18 protein-coding genes are annotated in these 16,550 nt (G+C 66.2%); 9 read left to right on the top strand and 9 right to left on the bottom strand.

Annotated elements, in window-relative coordinates; translation table 11 throughout:
* The first annotated feature begins 71 nt into the window (after window positions 1-71).
* Window positions 72-743 carry a thymidylate kinase gene (locus tag ACSQ1X_RS00350; RefSeq protein WP_436059227.1) on the top strand — a complete coding sequence of 224 codons (672 nt, stop codon included), beginning with the start codon at window positions 72-74 and terminating at the stop codon, window positions 741-743.
* Here the strand turns inward: ACSQ1X_RS00350 and ACSQ1X_RS00345 are convergent.
* The 3 genes from ACSQ1X_RS00345 to ACSQ1X_RS00335 all read right to left on the bottom strand — a co-directional run bounded on the left by ACSQ1X_RS00345 (window position 712) and on the right by ACSQ1X_RS00335 (window position 2,450).
* The gene (locus tag ACSQ1X_RS00345; RefSeq protein WP_436056230.1) at window positions 712-1,527 is read right to left on the bottom strand and encodes a hypothetical protein; all 816 of its coding nucleotides are present in this window, start codon (window positions 1,525-1,527) and stop codon (window positions 712-714) included. The genes ACSQ1X_RS00350 and ACSQ1X_RS00345 overlap by 32 nt on opposite strands.
* Before the next feature lie 282 nt (window positions 1,528-1,809).
* Window positions 1,810-1,989 carry a PspC domain-containing protein gene (locus tag ACSQ1X_RS00340; RefSeq protein ID WP_051629032.1) on the bottom strand — a complete coding sequence of 60 codons (180 nt, stop codon included), beginning with the start codon at window positions 1,987-1,989 and terminating at the stop codon, window positions 1,810-1,812.
* A 71-nt stretch (window positions 1,990-2,060) separates the two neighbouring features.
* A complete protein-coding gene (locus ACSQ1X_RS00335) occupies window positions 2,061-2,450 on the bottom strand; it encodes a VOC family protein (protein ID WP_055797525.1) in 390 nt (129 codons plus the stop codon).
* 166 nt (window positions 2,451-2,616) lie between these two features.
* Between ACSQ1X_RS00335 and ACSQ1X_RS00330 the strand changes: the two genes are divergently transcribed.
* Together ACSQ1X_RS00330 and ACSQ1X_RS00325 are read left to right on the top strand one after the other, a co-directional pair.
* Entirely contained in the window at window positions 2,617-3,201 is a 585-nt protein-coding gene (locus ACSQ1X_RS00330; protein ID WP_436056229.1) for a hypothetical protein, read from the top strand.
* Between the two features lie 112 nt (window positions 3,202-3,313).
* Entirely contained in the window at window positions 3,314-3,934 is a 621-nt protein-coding gene (locus tag ACSQ1X_RS00325) for a DUF6919 domain-containing protein (protein ID WP_055797519.1), read from the top strand.
* Between the two features lie 21 nt (window positions 3,935-3,955).
* On the opposite strand, the gene ACSQ1X_RS00320 is transcribed toward ACSQ1X_RS00325, so the two are convergent.
* Window positions 3,956-4,438, bottom strand: a complete 483-nt coding sequence (locus tag ACSQ1X_RS00320) for a pyridoxamine 5'-phosphate oxidase family protein (protein WP_055797518.1) — start codon at window positions 4,436-4,438, stop codon at window positions 3,956-3,958.
* A 113-nt stretch (window positions 4,439-4,551) separates the two neighbouring features.
* Window positions 4,552-5,937 (bottom strand): flavin monoamine oxidase family protein, encoded by a 1,386-nt coding sequence (locus ACSQ1X_RS00315; protein WP_436056228.1) that lies wholly within the window; start codon window positions 5,935-5,937, stop codon window positions 4,552-4,554.
* 109 nt (window positions 5,938-6,046) lie between these two features.
* On the opposite strand from ACSQ1X_RS00315, the gene ACSQ1X_RS00310 reads away from it, so the two are divergent.
* Window positions 6,047-6,796 carry a TetR/AcrR family transcriptional regulator gene (locus tag ACSQ1X_RS00310; RefSeq protein ID WP_436056227.1) on the top strand — a complete coding sequence of 250 codons (750 nt, stop codon included), beginning with the start codon at window positions 6,047-6,049 and terminating at the stop codon, window positions 6,794-6,796.
* A gap of 109 nt (window positions 6,797-6,905) precedes the next feature.
* Here ACSQ1X_RS00310 and ACSQ1X_RS00305 read toward each other — a convergent pair whose 3' ends face one another.
* From ACSQ1X_RS00305 to ACSQ1X_RS00290, 4 genes are read right to left on the bottom strand one after another with little or no spacing between them, the layout of a single operon-like run.
* A complete protein-coding gene (locus ACSQ1X_RS00305; RefSeq protein WP_436056226.1) occupies window positions 6,906-7,310 on the bottom strand; it encodes a universal stress protein in 405 nt (134 codons plus the stop codon).
* Entirely contained in the window at window positions 7,307-8,839 is a 1,533-nt protein-coding gene (locus tag ACSQ1X_RS00300; protein WP_436056225.1) for a tripartite tricarboxylate transporter permease, read from the bottom strand. The genes ACSQ1X_RS00305 and ACSQ1X_RS00300 overlap by 4 nt, the downstream gene beginning before the upstream one ends.
* 9 nt (window positions 8,840-8,848) lie before the next feature.
* Window positions 8,849-9,373, bottom strand: coding sequence for a tripartite tricarboxylate transporter TctB family protein (locus ACSQ1X_RS00295; protein ID WP_235505594.1), 525 nt, complete (start codon window positions 9,371-9,373; stop codon window positions 8,849-8,851).
* Between the two features lie 5 nt (window positions 9,374-9,378).
* Window positions 9,379-10,380, bottom strand: a complete 1,002-nt coding sequence (locus ACSQ1X_RS00290; RefSeq protein ID WP_055797502.1) for a Bug family tripartite tricarboxylate transporter substrate binding protein — start codon at window positions 10,378-10,380, stop codon at window positions 9,379-9,381.
* 144 nt (window positions 10,381-10,524) lie between these two features.
* On the opposite strand from ACSQ1X_RS00290, the gene ACSQ1X_RS00285 reads away from it, so the two are divergent.
* The 5 genes from ACSQ1X_RS00285 to ACSQ1X_RS00265 all read left to right on the top strand — a co-directional run bounded on the left by ACSQ1X_RS00285 (window position 10,525) and on the right by ACSQ1X_RS00265 (window position 16,523).
* Window positions 10,525-11,409 carry a LysR family transcriptional regulator gene (locus tag ACSQ1X_RS00285; protein ID WP_055797499.1) on the top strand — a complete coding sequence of 295 codons (885 nt, stop codon included), beginning with the start codon at window positions 10,525-10,527 and terminating at the stop codon, window positions 11,407-11,409.
* A 172-nt stretch (window positions 11,410-11,581) separates the two neighbouring features.
* Entirely contained in the window at window positions 11,582-12,496 is a 915-nt protein-coding gene (kdgD, locus tag ACSQ1X_RS00280) for a 5-dehydro-4-deoxyglucarate dehydratase (RefSeq protein WP_055797496.1), read from the top strand.
* Window positions 12,497-12,553: 57 nt separating this feature from the next.
* Window positions 12,554-14,170, top strand: coding sequence for an aldehyde dehydrogenase (NADP(+)) (locus ACSQ1X_RS00275; protein ID WP_436056224.1), 1,617 nt, complete (start codon window positions 12,554-12,556; stop codon window positions 14,168-14,170).
* Window positions 14,167-15,495, top strand: a complete 1,329-nt coding sequence (locus ACSQ1X_RS00270; protein WP_055797490.1) for an enolase C-terminal domain-like protein — start codon at window positions 14,167-14,169, stop codon at window positions 15,493-15,495. Before ACSQ1X_RS00275 ends, ACSQ1X_RS00270 begins: the two co-directional genes overlap by 4 nt.
* Window positions 15,496-15,602: 107 nt before the next feature.
* Window positions 15,603-16,523, top strand: a complete 921-nt coding sequence (locus tag ACSQ1X_RS00265; RefSeq protein WP_436056223.1) for an AEC family transporter — start codon at window positions 15,603-15,605, stop codon at window positions 16,521-16,523.
* Window positions 16,524-16,550 lie beyond the last annotated feature (27 nt).

Raw genomic sequence — 16,550 nt, 5'->3', positions numbered from 1 at the left:
ACGAACAAGTTCTACGGGTTCTACGGGGGACAATCCGGTCCGCCACCTCGTTGAACCATTGACGCCACGCGCTGTACAGACCGCCCCAACGAAACGAGCCACCCCTGCTGATTGTCCTCACCGGAATTGACGGTGCCGGAAAGACCACCGCTGCACGCGCAGCCGTTGACGCTGCACGCCTGGCAGGCGGCCGCGCCCTGCTGCTGCGCAATCACGCCGGCCGCCGCAACATGACCCAGTGGTCGCAACGCTCCGGCGTTCCCCTTAGCCCCCGCCTGGCTGACGCACTGGAGACAGTGATTCGGACGGCCAACGTGCTGGTGTCGCACGCCCGGGCACGCAGGTTTTCCGGCCTGGTAGTCATGGACCGCCACCTCTACTGCCAGCTTGCCCTGCGCAGCGTCCGGGGGATCCGGCCCGGCCGGTTCATACCCTGGCTGCTGCGGCGCCTCCCTGCGCCGGACCTGGTGATCCACTTCGACGTCGCTCCGCAGCGGGCACTGGAGCGCATCCTCCGGCGGGGTACGGACAGCGAAACACTGGAGGAACTGACCGCGCTCAGTGAAGGCTACCGCGCCCTTCCGGACTTTCCGCGGTTTGTCCTGATCGACGCAGGCGCCACCCAGGACGAGGTCCTTGCCGAGCTCACCGACGCCATCCACGGCGCAGCCAGCGGTACACCGGGCAATCCGGCCGGTGGGGCCGGACGGATCAGCGTGAAACAATCGACGTCACTGCGCTGACGAACGGAGGCAGGGCCGCCACCGCTGCCAGGCCGAGAACCGCGCGCCCCGCCCAGTCGACGGCCCCTCCGCGGCGGCCGGCCACTGGCTTCCTGGCCACACGCGCCTCGCGGCCCACATGCAGCCGCCGGGCACGGATAACTGCAGCCGCCTGCGCCCACACCATCACCCCCAGTGCACCGGCGCCCAGCAACACGCCCGCAGGCACGAACAGCACGGCCGCCAGTAGCGGCAGGTAGTACTTCCAGTTCTGTCCGGAAGGAAGCGGAAGGCCTTGACTGAATGCGCCCGCCACAGCCGCCACCACGGCACCGTGCAGGATGGCCATTACGGAGAAGAGCACCACGGACAGCCAGCCCGGACCCACAATGGCAAAGTCGATGTTGTCTGCGCGGAACGGTTCCACTGAGGCGCCGAAAACGAGAAGAAGCAAAACACCCAGCACCGGCCCTGCCCACCGGCCGGCAGGGAGCCACCGGTGTATGAGCACGTAAATGATGGCGGCGGCGAAGCCTGCCGGAAGTCCCGCGAAAAACAGCAGGGCAATACTGCCCTCAATGGTGGGAAAGCCCACATTGGCCTGGGCTTCGGTCAGCCGGCCCTGGGCTGATGCGGGCGAAGTGACGGCCAGCACCCGCATGACCAGCCTTCCGCCGGCCCACCCGACCAGCAGGCCCGACGCGACCCCGGCCACCGTGGCCACGTTGGCCCACCACAGGTACTTGCGCAGCGCCGAGACCTGGGCATCCACCACAGCATCCCGTAGGGGCGCTGACGAAGGCACCGGAAGATCCGCGGTTACAGCCGCCGGCGCCGGCGGTCCACTTATGGAGCGTCCTCCCCAGACGATGACAATTGCCAAGGCAACCGACAGCAGGAACGTACAAACAACCACGATTGCCAGCGCCACGGGTCATCACCACCAAGGTAAGGGTGGATTCATTGTGCTCCGGCCTCCGGCGGTTGAATAGGGACCCGTGCACATCCAGGGTGCTGCCATGCCCTCTGGTTGTGCGGGACTCGGTTGCGCCGCCGGCTTCAGAGCCGCTGCCCTCAGATCAGGCAGTCACTCCTTGGGCATGATGATCCACAGCGCGATGTAGACCAATTCGCCCACGCCAAACAGGCCGAACAGCACAAAGCCAATGCGGACGAGGGCTGTCGAAACACCGAACCTGGCTGCGAGCCCGGCGCAGACGCCGGCGATCATTTTGCCATTCCTGGGCCGAACCAATGCTGCTGTCATGCGGCCACAGTACCAGCCGGTGCCTTGGTGGAGTCCAGAGTCCTTTAGCCCCTCGTCATGCTGCAAAAGGTCTAGTCCTGGTGCAGCTGGACGAAGTTTCCGCAGCCGTCGTCCAGCACCACCGAGGTTCCGGTGGGGCCCTCCGCCGGTTCGTCCTGGAAGATGACGCCGAGGGCCGCGAGCCGCTTATGCTCGGCCCGCACGTCCGGAACGCCGAACACGATCGCCGGCATCCCGGCGTCGTGCAGGGCGTTCATGTAGTTCGCGCCGATGGGGTTGTCGCTGGGCTCCAGCAGGAGTCCTACTGACCCCGAACTGCCCCCGGCGGAGCCTGGATCCTTCACGATGTAGAGGTTGTATTCGGGCATGGCCATGAGCGTTTCAAAACCCAGTGTCTCCGTGTAGAACTGGTGGGCCGCGGCCGGATCCTTGACGTGGATGCTGCACATTTTTAGTCGCATGGTGCCTAGGCTACCGGTGCCCCGCCTCGCTCGGAACGGGGCCGGCCCGCAACGCCGGGCGCACCACCCGTCAGGAAGTCCTGCCCATTGACGGCCGGCTTTGCCGGGATTCCAATGGAAGTAGCGGAGCCACCCAGCCCGGGCAGGTTCTGTTGGAGGTGGAACGGTGTCTGTCATAACGGAGTCGGTCCCCATGGGGCCCCTGCAGCTGGCGGTCTGCGCCGCCGTCGTGGTGTGCGGCGTGGCCGGCGCCGTATTTTCGGCGCGATATCACGCCAGGCGTGACGCCGGACAGCTAACGGACGCCGTCTTTTGGGACGGCTTCGCCGGCCTGGTGATTGTGTTCCCGGCCGTCCTGATACCTTCGCTCGCGTCCCCATGGCTGGGGTTCGCTGTAGGCACGCTCGCCGCCGCCACTGCCGCGGCCGCGTATGTGTGGAGTCCCCGCGTCATGGCCTGGCGGGACGCCCGGATCCACACGGGAACCGCCCGGGCGGAGATCGAAGCGGCAGCGGCCCGGCACCGGACCGTGCTGACCCGGTGGCAGCGCTACGAGCTTGATCCCGCCTGCTGCATCGACTACCCGGACATGACCGATGTGCGCCGTCCGGAAACGGCGGCCCTGATCAAGGCCATGAAGGAGGCCGAACGGCTCCGGGCGGCCGAGGCAGCCGGCTACGTTCCCGCCGTCGACCGGCTGGAACATGCCCTGGGCCGGGCGGAAGCCGCGGCGGGCGTGCCCTCCCGGTAAAGAATGGCGCCCTCGCAGGGAGCCGCGCTTTGGGTGAGTCCAGCCCCGCGGAAGTTAACTGGTGTGTCGGGACCATTGGAAAGGCCGGAACCGGCGGCGGTAGCATCCCATAATGGAGCCTTTAGTCACGGACACACGAGACCAGCACGGCAGGTTGCGATCGGACCGGGGAGTCTGGCGGCAGGCCACAACCCTCGCAGCGGCGGGCGAACTCACCGCGCGGTGGCTTGAATCCCACAGCGAATTCCAGCCGGGAACGTTTGCGCCCAGCTTCGATGAGGAGACCCGGCCCATCGCCGCCGAGCTGGCGGAAATCAACCGGAACGGCCTCTTCACCAAAGAATCCCAGCCCGGCATTCGCGCCGACGCCGGCCACGCCCAAAGACAACTCGCACAGAGGCAGTACGTGACCGGCTTCTGCAGCGCGGAGGCCGCCGCGGAACTCATGGCCCTGTCCACCAGGACCGAGCTCATCACCGTCGGCCATGCCCCCGGTGAAGTGAGCGCCGCGGCCATCCCGGTAACGTTCGACGGCGATGCTGTGGTCACCGTGCTCGGGTCCAGTGAGAACCCGGTGGACGAGGACCAGCTCCGCGACTGGTCGGACGAGACCAACGAAACGCTGGCCCTGCTCCTCGCCGATTCCTGGTACGTGGAAGTCCTGGATCCCGTGTGGGGCCGGAACGACGTGCTGCTCCCGGAGGTCCTTTCGGCCCTCCGGCAGCTGCCGTAGGAGTGCGGGGGGCTGTAAGGACTACAGGTCCACTGTCCCGCTTTCGCCGACGCTCATGCGGCTGTGCGTCACCTTGGACTTGATCCACTGAAGCACCGTTGCCGCCCTGCCGCCGGGGCTGGTCCAGTACTCCGCCGAATCCGAGTCGACCCGCAGCAGCACCACTTCCGGAGTGTCCGGCCCGTCCGGGAACCAGGCTTCAACCACCTGGTTCCACATGTCGTGGATCTTCTGCCTGTCCGTGACCACTTCCGCCGTGCCGGCCACCGAGACCCATTCGGTGTTCTTGCCGAAGGAGACGTTCACCCGCGGGTCGGCGCGCACGTGCGCTACCTGGGACGTTTCCGATGACGTGAAGAACCACATGTCGCCGTCGTCCTTGACTTCCTGGACAGCAAGCGGCCGACTGACCAGGGCGCCTTCTTCGTTGATGGTGGTCAGCATCCCGATATGGGAACCGTTGATGATCTCTGTGACTTTGCTGATGCTCTCAGTGTCAGACATGCACTCACCTCGTTCGTGTCCAACGGGGAAGATCCCCGCCAACCAAGAGTATTAGTAAGTTTGCTTACTTTCAACGGCTGGCGGGGACCTGTCCGGGCAGTTTGGCCGGGGCCCTACGCCGAAGCGCCCACCCTGGCGACGGCGGCAACCCGGGCGGCAGTCAGCTGGCCCATCCGGATGGCGCCGTCCACGTGCTGGTAACCCTCTGCCGCCAGGTCGGAGGAACTCCAGTAGATGGGGCCTACGGGCTGGTGCTGGTCCTTGCCGTACCGGTGCAGTCCGCCGAGGTCGTAGCTGGAGGCGTAGGCCCCGCGGGTCCATTCCTCCGAGCCCCAGTCGGATTCGTAGTACACCTCGGGCTCCAGGGCCTGATCCCCCAGGAAGGCCGCGATCGATTCCAGGATGGCGCGGCGGCGGTCTTCGGCACTGAGCTCGAAGACGGCGTCGGCCTTCTCGTCCGAGACGAAACCCACCAGCGTGCCGCGGGAATCCCCGTGGTTGGTGTTGTCGTACACCTCCTGCACCAGCGATCCGGCGCTGAAGCAGGTGCCGGACAGCCCCTCGCCGCGCCAGAACGGCGTCTTGTAGACGGCGTGCACCTTGATGACCAGGCCCAGCGACTGGTGCTGGTGCATCTGGTGCTGGCGGCGGGGCAGCGGCGGGTTGAAGGAAACCCGCGAATACAGGTTCGGCGGCACCGCCATGATCACGTAGCGGGCATTGACCGTGGCCCGCTCCGACACCACGGTGACGCGCGGGCCGCCGTCGCGCTCTTCCGTCCAGTTAATGGTGCGCACCGGACTGTTAAGCACGACGTCGTCACCCAGTTCGCGTGCCTGCAGCAGCGAAACCTGCTGCATCCCTCCCACAACGCGCTTGTCCAGGATGAAGTCCTCGTCCGTCAGGTGGCTGAAAGACCCCGCGGACGCGGCCATCAGGACGGCCTGCAGCGCGGAGAATGCGTGCGCGGGCTTGGTGAGCATGCCACCGGCAATGAACAGGCCGATGTTGTTGCAGGCTTCCTCATCCGGCGAGTTCTGCCGGAGCCAGTGATGGAAGGAGATGGTGTCCAGCTGGCGCGCCTTGGGGTGGGCCCAGGGTTCGGAAGCGCCAATTTCCGCAGCAAGCCCGTCCAGCAGGCCGATCAGCTTGTCCATTTCGGCCGCCGTGGTGTCGCTGACCGGGAAGGAATCGCCGGTGTAGCGGGTCTTCCTGCCGTCGGCCCCCACATAGATGGATTCACCCTCGCGGTAGCGGGAGTACGTTTCCAGTCCCAGCTCGTCCAGGAGTTCCAGGAGTACCGTCTGGTCCGGCGAGACCCACTGGCCGCCGATTTCCAGCATGGCGCCGTCAATGGTGTCCGTCCAGGTGCGGCCGCCCACGCGGTCCCGCGCCTCCAGCACGGCGACAGTGAGGCCGGCCTTCTTCAGTTCACGGGCTGCGGTGAGACCCGAGGGGCCGGCGCCTACGACGACGACGTCGCGGTCAAGTTCCAGCATGATGTCCTCTCCGTGGCCGCTCGAGTGATGCGTACCACTAAATGAATGCCATTCATTTATTAATGACTATAGCGGTTCCAGCACCGCCACGGAAGAGGTCAATGGAATAATGCTGGGGACCCCGCCAGCAGAAAGGCCAGCGATGCCGGCAGCCGCCCGCCCGAACACCAAGCCCCCAGCGGTATCGCGTGAAGCCGCGCCCCGCGCGGCCGCGACCCCGGCGAAGCGACGCGCGGGCAGGCCGGCCACAGCGGTGCTGGATCAGGCAGTGATTACCTCGGCAGCCCTGCGGCTGATCGGGAAGAGCGGCTACGACGGCCTCACCATGGCTGCGCTGGCCCGCTCACTGGATGTGGCGCCGTCGGCCCTGTACAACCATGTGGCATCCAAACGCGACGTGCTGGTCCTAGTGGAGGACCACCTCGCCGCACTGGTGGACGTATCCGCTTTCGGTGCTGAACCGTGGGACGAAGCCGTGCGGCGGTGGGCCTGGAGCTATCGGGACGTCTTCTCCAAGCACACCCCGTTGATCCCGGTGATCGCGGTCCTGCCCGTCACGGATGCGCCGCAGACCCTGGCCATGTACGAGGCCGTCAGCCAAGGACTGCGGGAGGCCGGCTTCCCGGAGGAACGCATCATCTCCTCGATCGTGGCGCTGGAGTCCTTCATTTTCGGCTCGGCCTTCGATGTCACAGCCCCCGCGGACATCTTCGATCCGGGCAGCATGGCCGAATCCACGCCCAGTTTCACGGCCGCAGTGCGCAGCCTTGCCGACCAAGGCCACGAAAAGCCTGCCGACGTCGCCTTTGGCCTCGGTCTCGAGGCGTTGATTTCGGGCCTGGGGGCCTTGCGGCGCTAGCCGGTCCGCGGCGGAAGCCGGACTGCGGTCAACCTGCCGGACGCGCGGAAAGGGGCGGCCGCGGCCCTGTGAAGGTCTCGCGTACCGCCCCTGGATGGATACTGGCCGCTTAAAAGTGCGCGCCGTCGGCCTTGACGGCCAGGACCGGCCGGTCAGCCTGCATCAGGATGCGCTGGGCGTGGCTGCCCAGGATGAACTTGCCCACCTGGGAGCGGTGCCTCAGGCCAATGACGATCAGGGACGCATTCGCTTCACGGGCCACGTCCAGGAACTCATCGGCGAGGTCGTGGTGGTACGGCGGCTGGATCACCTTTGCCGTGACGCCAGCCTCCTCCGCACGCTTCGCGGCCCGTGCCAGGACGTCCTCTCCCGCCACGGACTTGTCCACCAGCGCGCCTTCACGTGCAGAGTTGACGATCACCAGGTCCTCGTTTCGAAGGGTTGCCTCGGCGATGCCGGCCGAGAGCGCCGCCTCGCCCGCGGGCGTGGGAACGAATCCGACGATGATGCTCATACCTTCTCCTTGATTTTGGTGGGTGCGGGCTCTACCGCAGCGGGGGCTTTGCGCTTGGCCAGCATGGATTTGAGGGCGGGAAGCACGGCGACCAGCACGAACACCACAAGCAGCGTGGCGGAGATCGGGCGGCCGAAGAAGCCCATGGGGTCGCCGCCGAAGACCAGCAGTGAGCGGCGCATGGAGCTTTCGAGCAGTTCGCCAAGCACAAACGCGAGCACGAGCGGTCCGGGTTCGAAACCGAACTTCTTCATCAGGTAGCCCACGATGCCGAAGACCACCACCAGCGAGACCTCGAACATGCTGTTGTTGATGGTGTAGGCACCCAGGAGCGTGATGAGGGCGGTGACGGGAGCCAGGATGGCGGCGCGGACGCGGAGGATCTTCACGAAGATTCCCACGAGCGGGAGGCTCATGATCAGCAGCAGGACGTTGCCGATGTACATCGAGTTCACAACACCCCAGAAGAGCTCGGGATCCTGTTCCACGAGCTGCGGTCCCGGGGTCACGCCCTGGATCAGCAGGGCACCGAACATCAGCGCCATGGTGGCGTTCGCCGGTATGCCCAGGGTCAGCAGCGGGATGAAGGACGACGTCGCTGCCGCGTTGTTGGCTGTTTCCGGACCCGCGACTCCTTCGGGGGCGCCCTTGCCGAATCGCTCCGGCTGCTTGGCCCTTTTCTTCTCCATGGCGTAGGACGCCATGGAGGCGATGGTGGCGCCGCCTCCGGGGAGGATGCCCAGGAAGAATCCCAGGACGGAGCCGCGCCCGATCGCGCCCGAAGCCTGCTTCAGTTCCTTGCGTGACGGCCAGACGTTGGCCACCTTGGACGGAGCCTTGGCGGCGCGGTGCCGTTCCCCCAGGTTGTAGAGGATTTCGCCAAGGCCGAAGATGCCCATGGCGATCGGCACGAAGTCGATGCCGTCCGCCAGGTCAAGGCTGCCGAAGGTGAAGCGGCTTTCGCCCGTGAAAATGTCCCGGCCAACCGTGGCCAGCAGCAGTCCGAGGGCCGCTGCGATGAGTGCCTTCGCCTTGGCGCCGCTGCTGATGGTGGCCACCAGCAGGATGCCCAGGAGCGCCAGCGCGGTGTATTCCGGCGGTCCGAAGTCCAGCGCGAAGCTGGCCACCACCGGCGCCAGGAATGTCAGGCCGATAATCGCCGCGGTGCCGCCGACGAATGAGCCGATGGCTGCCAGGCCCAGGGCCGTGCCGGCCTTTCCCTGCTTGGCCATCTGGTAGCCGTCGAAAACGGTGACGACGGACGACGCCTCGCCCGGCAGCCGCAGCAGCACGGAGGTGATGGTGCCGCCGTACTGGGCACCGTAGAAGATGCCCGCCAGCATGATGATGGCGGTGACGGGCTCCACGTTGTAGGTGAGCGGAAGGAGGATGGCGATGGTTGCCGCGGGCCCCAGTCCGGGCAGCACCCCGATCAGCATTCCGATGACGACGCCGATCAGGCAGTACAGGAGGTTTGTCGGCTCCAGGACAACGGCGAATCCGTTGATCACGGGATTTAGAAAATCCACGGGGGTCTCCTAGAAGAGGTGGGGGATGGAGGTGCCGAGCGCCAGCACGAAGATGCCGTAGAACGCCGCGACGACGATGGCGCTGATGAGCACCGTGGAGCGCCAGGTTTCGCCGCCCAGGAACCGCATCCAGATGATGCACAGCACCAGCGCCGGCAGTTCAAAGCCGATGAGCGGCATCACGGCCACCATGGCGGCAAGCGTCACCAGGCCGGTCAGCGGGGAGATGGACATGCGGGTGAACTTTTCCGCATCCCTGTTGTGCCGCCCGGCAATCAGCTGGAACAGTCCCAGGGCCACCATGACGCAGCTGATGATGAACGGCCACAGTCCGGGCTGCGGTGCCGACGGAGTGCCGAGTCCCATGGCAACAGACAGGATGACGGCAGCGATGCCGACGCCGAGGACCACGAGGGATGACGCTGCATTGGCCAGGGGTCCGGCGGCCGGCGGCTTTTCGTCCTCCCACTGCGCGGCCAGCTGTTCCGGTGTCAGGTCGTCCTCGGCCACCGGGTCCGCGGAGGTTTCCTTCACTGGAATCACTTCGTTCCGCTGAGGCTGATGTCGTACTTCTCAACCAGGGACTTGTACTTGGCGGCGTATTCCTTCCACTGCGTGACCACTTCCTCGCCGGAGATCTCCTTGGGGGTCAGCATGTTCTTCTTGTTGAACTCCTGGTAAGCCTCCGATTTGAAGGTCTCCTTGAAGGCCGCGAGCAGCTTGTCCTTCACATCCTGCGGCGTTCCCTTGGGGGCTGCGACCGCCCGGTACTGCGCGACAGGGACGTCGTAGCCGGATTCCTTGGCAGTGGGAACGTCGGGGAGGAACGTGTTGCGCTCCTCGGAGAAGACCAGCAGCGGGGCCACCTTCCCTGCCTGGATCTGCGGCATGGCTTCACCCAGCTGGATGGTTGCCAGCTCCACCTGGTTTCCCAGCACGGCCGTCAGGGCGGGCTTGCCGCTGTCGAACGGAACGTCGGTCCCCTGCACCTTGGCCTGCTTGAAGAGCACCGTCTGTGCCAGCTGGCTGCCGGTGCCCACGCCCGTGGTGCCGAACGTGATGTTGCGGCCCGCGCCGGTCACGTCCTTGATGGTCTTGAAGCCGGACTGGGTGCTGGCAACCAGGACGTAGTCGTCCTGGGAGAGGCCGGTGATGATGTCCAGGTCGTCGATGTTGACGGCTTCATCCGCCGTGACGGCCAGCGGCGTGATGGTCACGAGCGACGCCGTAACGAGCAGGAGGTTCTGCCCGTCGGCAGGCTTGCCCGCCACTTCCTTGGTGGCGAGGGCGCCGTTGGCGCCGGGCTTGTTGACCACCGGCATCGGCGTGCCGAGCGTCTTGGAGGCGCCCTCGGCGACGGCCCGGGCAATCAGGTCAGTACTGCCGCCGGCCGCCTGGCCGACGGTCACGCTGATGGGGCCGCTGGGATATTTCGAAGAATCCTTGCTGCCGCCGGCGACGTTGCCGCAGGCGGTCAGTGCCAGGAGCGTCATGGCAGACGCCGCTCCGAGTACGGCTCGGCGGGTGGGGAAGTGCATCATTGGAACTCCTCGTTGGCGCTATAGGGCTACGCCCCAAATACGTTTGTGAACCGGATCACTGCCGGTCGGCTGTATCGAGTGTAGGAACCCTCTATGATGCATGTCTAAGCCCAAATATGCATCGAGTGATACCCGGAGGGCATCATGTTTACCTTTGACCAACTGGCGGGATTCATCGCCGTAGCTGAGGAGCTCCACTTCGGGAGGGCCGCGGAACGGCTCAACATGACCCAACCGCCACTGAGCCGCCAAATCCAGAAGCTGGAAAAGGCCGTGGGTGCCGAACTGCTGGAACGCGACAACCGGAAAGTCCAGCTGACGGCTGCGGGACGGGCCTTCCTGGACGAGGCCCGGCGGCTGATGGCCCTGGCCAGCCGGGCACCCGTGACAGCACGGCGGATCGCCTCGGGGCGCTCGGGCCTGCTCCGGATCGGGTTCACGGCTGCGAGCGGCTTCAGCATCCTTGGCCCCCTGCTGGAGGAAATCACCGCAACACTGCCCGACGTCGACATCGACCTGCAGGAGCTCGTGACGGGCGAGCAGATCGCCGGGCTCCTGTCCGGCGAGCTGGACCTTGGCCTGGCAAGGCCGCCCTTTGACAACGAAATCTTCGATTCGCACCTGCTCTACCGGGAAGCGATGGTCCTGGCGGTGCCGTCCGGCCACCCGCTGGCCGGACTCAACAGGGACATCACCGAGAAGGACCTCCGGGACGCGCCGCTGATCATGCACTCCTCCACCCAGGCCCGGTACTTCTATGACCTGGTCGTCCGGATGATCCCTATCCAGCACTCCAACGTGGTCCACACCGTCAGCCAGATCCTCACCATGGTGTCCCTCGTTGCGGCCAAGCGCGGCGTGGCCTTCGTTCCGCACTCGGCAACCCTGCTGGGCGTCCACGGCGTGGAATTCCTGCCACTGGAAAGCAGCGTGAACGACCCCGTCGAACTGCACGCCATCTGGACCCGCACCATCACCAACCCGGCACTCGCACTGGCCTTGAGGACCCTCGACTTCCAGGAAAACTGAGCCGCCCGGCCGCAACGGCCACTGGAATGCCACCTTACAAGGCCGCCGCACCATGCACGAAGGGTATCAATGCATACAAAAATGAACTTAGACAGGCATCAACTGGCTCCCTAGGCTGAAGGAGAAATCATCTACTGCCGCACCGACGCGGCGCCGACATGGAGGACTCATCGTGGCCAAACATTCACCCCAGGAACTTGCCAGCGTTCTCAAAGACGGGTTGCTCTCCTTCCCGGTGACCTCGTTCGATTCGCAACTCCAGTTCGACGAGGAGAACTACCGCAAGCACCTTGCCTGGCAGGCCAGCTACCCGGTGGCGGGGCTCTTCGCCGCCGGCGGCACGGGCGAAGGTTTCTCCCTCACGCCGGCGGAATCCGCCCGCGTGGTCCGCGCCGCCGTCGAAGAAGTCGGAAATATTGTTCCCGTGCTGGCATCGGCCGGAGGTTCCACGGCGCAGGCCATTGAAAACGCCCAGGCTGCAGAGGCCGCGGGAGCCGAGGGCATCCTGCTCCTTCCGCCGTACCTGACGGAAGCGGACCAGGGCGGTCTGATCGAGCACGTCAGCGCCGTCTGCAGTTCCACCTCGCTCGGCGTCATCATCTACAACCGCGCCAACGCAATCTACAAGGACACCACTGTTGCAACCCTGGCCGACCGCCACGCAAACCTGATCGGCTTCAAGGACGGCGTGGGCGACCTCGAACACGACGCCCGCGTGTACGCCAAGCTCGGCGACCGGCTCTTCTACCTTGGCGGCCTTCCGACGGCCGAGACCTTCGCACTGCCGTTGCTGCAGCTGGGCATGAGCACTTACTCCAGCGCCATGTACAATTTCGTCCCGCAGTTCGCCCTGGACTTCTACCAGGACGTGCGCAACCAGGACCGCGTAGCCGTCAACAAGAAGCTCAACGACTTCGTCATCCCGTACCTGGACATCCGCGACCGGGTCAAGGGCTACTCCGTTTCCATCGTCAAGGGCGGCCTGGACGCCATAGGCCGCTCGGCCGGAGGCGTCCGCCCGCCGCTGCAGAACCTGGCGCCGCAGGACCTGGCGGACCTCAAGGCACTCATCGCCACCGTTTCCTGACCTGCCGTTTCCTGATCCACCGTCTCCTGATCGATCCCCTTCCTAGGAGTTACCACCGTGACACTCACCGGACATTCCCTGATCGCCGGGCGTGCCGTCGTCGGCGAAGGCAAAGCCGCCTTTGGCTTCAACCCCGCCAGCAACGAACAGCTTGAGCCCCCTTACACCCTGCTCACCGAGGACCAGCTCAAGGCAGCCACGGCCGCGGCCGCTGACGCCTACCCGTCCTTCAGCACGCTCGATCCCGGGACGCACGCACGCTTCCTGGAAGCAATCGCGGACAACATCGAGGCCATCGGCGACGAGCTAATCATCCGCGCCGGCCAGGAGACGGGACTGCCGGCGGCCCGCCTGCAGGGTGAACGTGCCCGCACCACCGGCCAGCTCCGCCTCTTCGCCAACGTGGTCCGCCAAGGCGACTTCCGCGGCGTCCGCATCGATCCGGCCCTGCCGGAGCGCACGCCGCTCCCCCGGGCGGACATCCGCCAGCGCCAGATTCCGCTGGGCCCCGTGGCCGTCTTCGGTGCCAGCAACTTCCCGCTGGCCTTCTCGACGGCGGGAGGAGACACCGCCTCGGCCCTCGCCGCAGGTTGCCCGGTGGTCTTCAAAGCGCACAACGCCCACCCGGGCACAGGCGAGCTTGTCGGCCAGGCCATCGTCAAGGCCGTCAACGACATCGGACTCCACCCCGGCGTCTTCTCGCTCATCTACGGACCCGGCAGCAGCATCGGCCAGGCCCTCGTGGCGGACCCGGCCGTCAAGGCCGTGGGCTTCACCGGGTCGCAGAGCGCCGGCATCGCGCTGATGCGCACCGCGGCGGCACGCCCGGAGCCCATTCCTGTCTACGCGGAAATGTCTTCGCTCAACCCGGTCTTCGTTTTCCCTGGCGCCCTCAACGGCTCCGCCGAACACATTGACGCCCTGGCGCAACAGTATGTCGCTGCCGTCACCGGCAGCTCCGGCCAGCTCTGCACCTCCCCCGGCCTGTTGTTCGCCCCCGCCGGCGAGGCAGGGGACAAACTGGCTGCCGCCGTCGGCCGCGCAGTATCCGCCTGTGCCGGACAGACCATGCTGACCGCCGGCATCGCCGGCTCGTGGAACACCGGGGCCGAGGCGCTCGGTTCGGCCGACAATGTGACCATTGTCGGCCAGGGCACTGCAGGCCCCACCGAAAACGCACCGGCACCCACCATCTTCGGGACCGACATTGCCGACTTCGTGTCCAACCACGTCCTGCACGCCGAGATTTTCGGGGCCGCGTCCCTGGTGATCCGCTACTCCACCGCCGCGGAACTGATCGAGGCCACCAACCGGCTGGAGGGACAGCTCACCGCTTCCCTGCAACTCACCGAAGAGGACTACCCGACGGCGGCGCAGCTGCTGCCCGCCCTCGAACAGAAGGTGGGGCGGATCATCGTGAACGGCTGGCCCACCGGCGTCGAAGTGGGCCATGCCATGGTCCACGGCGGCCCCTTCCCGGCGACGTCGGACACCCGCACGACGTCGGTCGGCACGCTCGCGATCAACCGCTTCCTGCGGCCGGTCGCCTACCAGAACCTGCCCCAGGAACTGCTCCCGGCTCCGCTGCAGGATGCTAATCCGTGGCAGCTGAACCGCCGGATCGACGGTACGGTCGAAGCCGTAGCCGACGCAGAAGATAAGGTCAACGCATGAGCACCCAGCCCACCATCGCCAAGGTTGAGGTAGTTCCCGTCGCCGGGTACGACAGCATGCTGATGAACCTCAGCGGTGCGCACGGACCGTTCTTCACCCGCAACGTGGTGATCATTACCGACTCGGACGGACGCTCCGGCCTGGGTGAGGTCCCCGGCGGCGAGAAAATCCGCACCACCATCGAGGAGGCCGGGGCCTTCATCGCCGGCAAGCCGGTGGCCCGGTACCGCTCCCTGCTGCGGGAAATCGCGGCGGAATTCGCGGACCGCGACGCCGGCGGCCGCGGGCTGCAGACCTTCGACCTCCGGACCACCGTCCACGCGGTCACGGCCGTCGAATCCGCCCTGCTGGACCTCCACGGCCAGTTCCTGGGCGTCCCGGTGGCCGAACTGCTCGGTGACGGGCAGCAGCGCTCCTCCGTTCCGATGCTCGGCTACCTCTTCTTCATCGGCGACCGCCGGCGGACGGACCTGCCGTATCTGGTGGAGGATGCGCCGGCGGACCGCTGGGAGCGGCTGCGCCGGCAGGAAGCCATGACACCTGCAGCCGTAGTCGCCCTGGCCGAAGCCGCGCAGGAGCGGTACGGGTTCAGCGACTTCAAGCTCAAGGGCGGAGTGCTGTCCGGCGACGACGAAGTGGACGTGGTCACCGCCCTGGCCAAGCGCTTCCCCGAAGCCCGCGTCACATTGGACCCCAACGGCGGCTGGCTCCTGGAGGAGGCCATCCGGCTCGGCAAGCGGATGCAGGGCGTCGTGGCCTACGCCGAGGACCCCTGCGGCGCCGAAGGCCGCTTCTCCGGGCGCGAAGTCATGGCGGAATTCCGCCGGGCCACCGGTCTCAAGACGGCCACCAACATGATTGCCACGGACTGGCGGGAAATGTCCCACGCGATCCGCAGCAACGCCGTGGACATTCCGCTGGCCGACCCGCACTTCTGGACCATGCACGGCTCCGTCCGGGTGGCGCAGCTCTGCCACGAATTCGGCCTCACCTGGGGCTCGCACTCGAACAACCACTTCGACATCTCGCTGGCGATGTTCACGCACACCGGCGCGGCAGCCCCCGGCGAGATCACCGCGCTGGACACCCACTGGATCTGGCAGGACGGGCAGGGCCTCACCAAAGAACCGCTGCAGATCCGGAACGGCGCCATCGAGGTGCCGGACGCTCCCGGGCTGGGCATCGAACTGGACCGCGACGCCCTGGACAAAGCGCACCAGCTGTACCTGGAGCACGGTTTGGATGCCCGCGACGACAGCATCGGCATGCAGTATTACGTCGAGGGCTGGTCCTTCGACCCGAAACGGCCCTGCCTGGTGCGCTAAGCGTCCTGCGAAAGAACTGAAGCTTCCGCACGGCCGGCCCTCCCGACGCAACAGGGAGACGGCCGTGCGGAAACCCAAGACGTACAGATAAATAGAAGGGCGCACTTTTGGGCGGCGTTGTCTCCGGAATACTCATCGTCTCCGCTGTCATTGCCGTGGGGTATTTCGCCGCCCGCTTCCGGATCCTGGGACCGGAAGTCCAGGGCGCGCTGACCCGCACCGCCTTTTACGTCACCAACCCGGCTCTGCTGTACACCGTGGTGGCCGGCAGCGATATCCGGGCAGCCCTCGGAACGGACGCCCCGCTGGCGCTGCTCTCGGCAGCGATAGTGGGGCTTCTCTACTGCCTCGCGAGTTTCCTGTTCTTCCGCCGGCCGGCGGCCGAAACCGCCGTGGGTGCCATGGCCAGCAGCTACGCAAACGCCAACAACATCGGCATCCCGGTGTCGCTCTACGCCGTCGGAACGGCACAGCACGTGGCCCCAGTACTCCTGGTGCAGATCCTGGTGATGGCGCCGTTCTACCTCACGGTGCTGGGCCTGGTTTCCGGCACCAAAATCTCCTGGAAGAAGCTCCTGCTTCAACCCTTCGCCAATCCCATGATCATCGCCTCCGGACTGGGGGCCGCCGTGGCGCTGACCGGCTGGAGCGCCCCGGACCTCCTGCAAAAACCCATCGACATGCTGGCCGGCGGCGCCGTGCCCATGGTGCTGCTTGCCTTCGGGCTCTCACTCGCCGGCCGGGCCCCGCTGCAGAAGGACGACGGCCGCACAGAGACCCTCGTGGCCACGTTCCTGAAAATTGCCGGAATGCCGCTCATTGTGTGGGTCCTCGGACGTTTTGTCTTCGGACTGGAGGGGCAGCACCTGCTGGCCAGCGTGATCATGGCCGCACTCCCCACCGCCCAGAACGTCTTCCTCTTCGCGTCCCCGTACGGCCGCGGCATGACCGTAGCCCGCGACGTCATCCTCTGTACCACCGTCTTGAGCATCGGGGCGCTGCTCGTGGTGGCGTGGCTGGTGGGCTAGGCGCGTGACAACCACTACTTGTAATAC

Origin of the sequence: Arthrobacter sp. LjRoot78 (assembly GCF_964254335.1) — a bacterium.
Lineage (GTDB): Bacteria > Actinomycetota > Actinomycetes > Actinomycetales > Micrococcaceae > Arthrobacter.
The sequence above is the reverse complement of the archived record's forward strand: the minus strand, read 5'-3'. Positions and strand labels throughout refer to the sequence as shown.

What these genes read in the sequence shown, in the direction of transcription:
- ACSQ1X_RS00270 (WP_055797490.1), top strand. Translation starts at nt 14,167, where the DNA reads ATGAGCACCCAGCCCACCATCGCCAAGGTTGAGGTAGTTCCCGTCGCC.
- ACSQ1X_RS00325 (WP_055797519.1), top strand. Translation starts at nt 3,314, where the DNA reads ATGGAGCCTTTAGTCACGGACACACGAGACCAGCACGGCAGGTTGCGA.
- ACSQ1X_RS00310 (WP_436056227.1), top strand. Translation starts at nt 6,047, where the DNA reads ATGCTGGGGACCCCGCCAGCAGAAAGGCCAGCGATGCCGGCAGCCGCC.
- ACSQ1X_RS00285 (WP_055797499.1), top strand. Translation starts at nt 10,525, where the DNA reads ATGTTTACCTTTGACCAACTGGCGGGATTCATCGCCGTAGCTGAGGAG.
- ACSQ1X_RS00340 (WP_051629032.1), bottom strand. Translation starts at nt 1,989, where the DNA reads ATGACAGCAGCATTGGTTCGGCCCAGGAATGGCAAAATGATCGCCGGC.
- ACSQ1X_RS00305 (WP_436056226.1), bottom strand. Translation starts at nt 7,310, where the DNA reads ATGAGCATCATCGTCGGATTCGTTCCCACGCCCGCGGGCGAGGCGGCG.
- ACSQ1X_RS00335 (WP_055797525.1), bottom strand. Translation starts at nt 2,450, where the DNA reads ATGCGACTAAAAATGTGCAGCATCCACGTCAAGGATCCGGCCGCGGCC.
- ACSQ1X_RS00315 (WP_436056228.1), bottom strand. Translation starts at nt 5,937, where the DNA reads ATGCTGGAACTTGACCGCGACGTCGTCGTCGTAGGCGCCGGCCCCTCG.
- ACSQ1X_RS00320 (WP_055797518.1), bottom strand. Translation starts at nt 4,438, where the DNA reads ATGTCTGACACTGAGAGCATCAGCAAAGTCACAGAGATCATCAACGGT.
- ACSQ1X_RS00290 (WP_055797502.1), bottom strand. Translation starts at nt 10,380, where the DNA reads ATGATGCACTTCCCCACCCGCCGAGCCGTACTCGGAGCGGCGTCTGCC.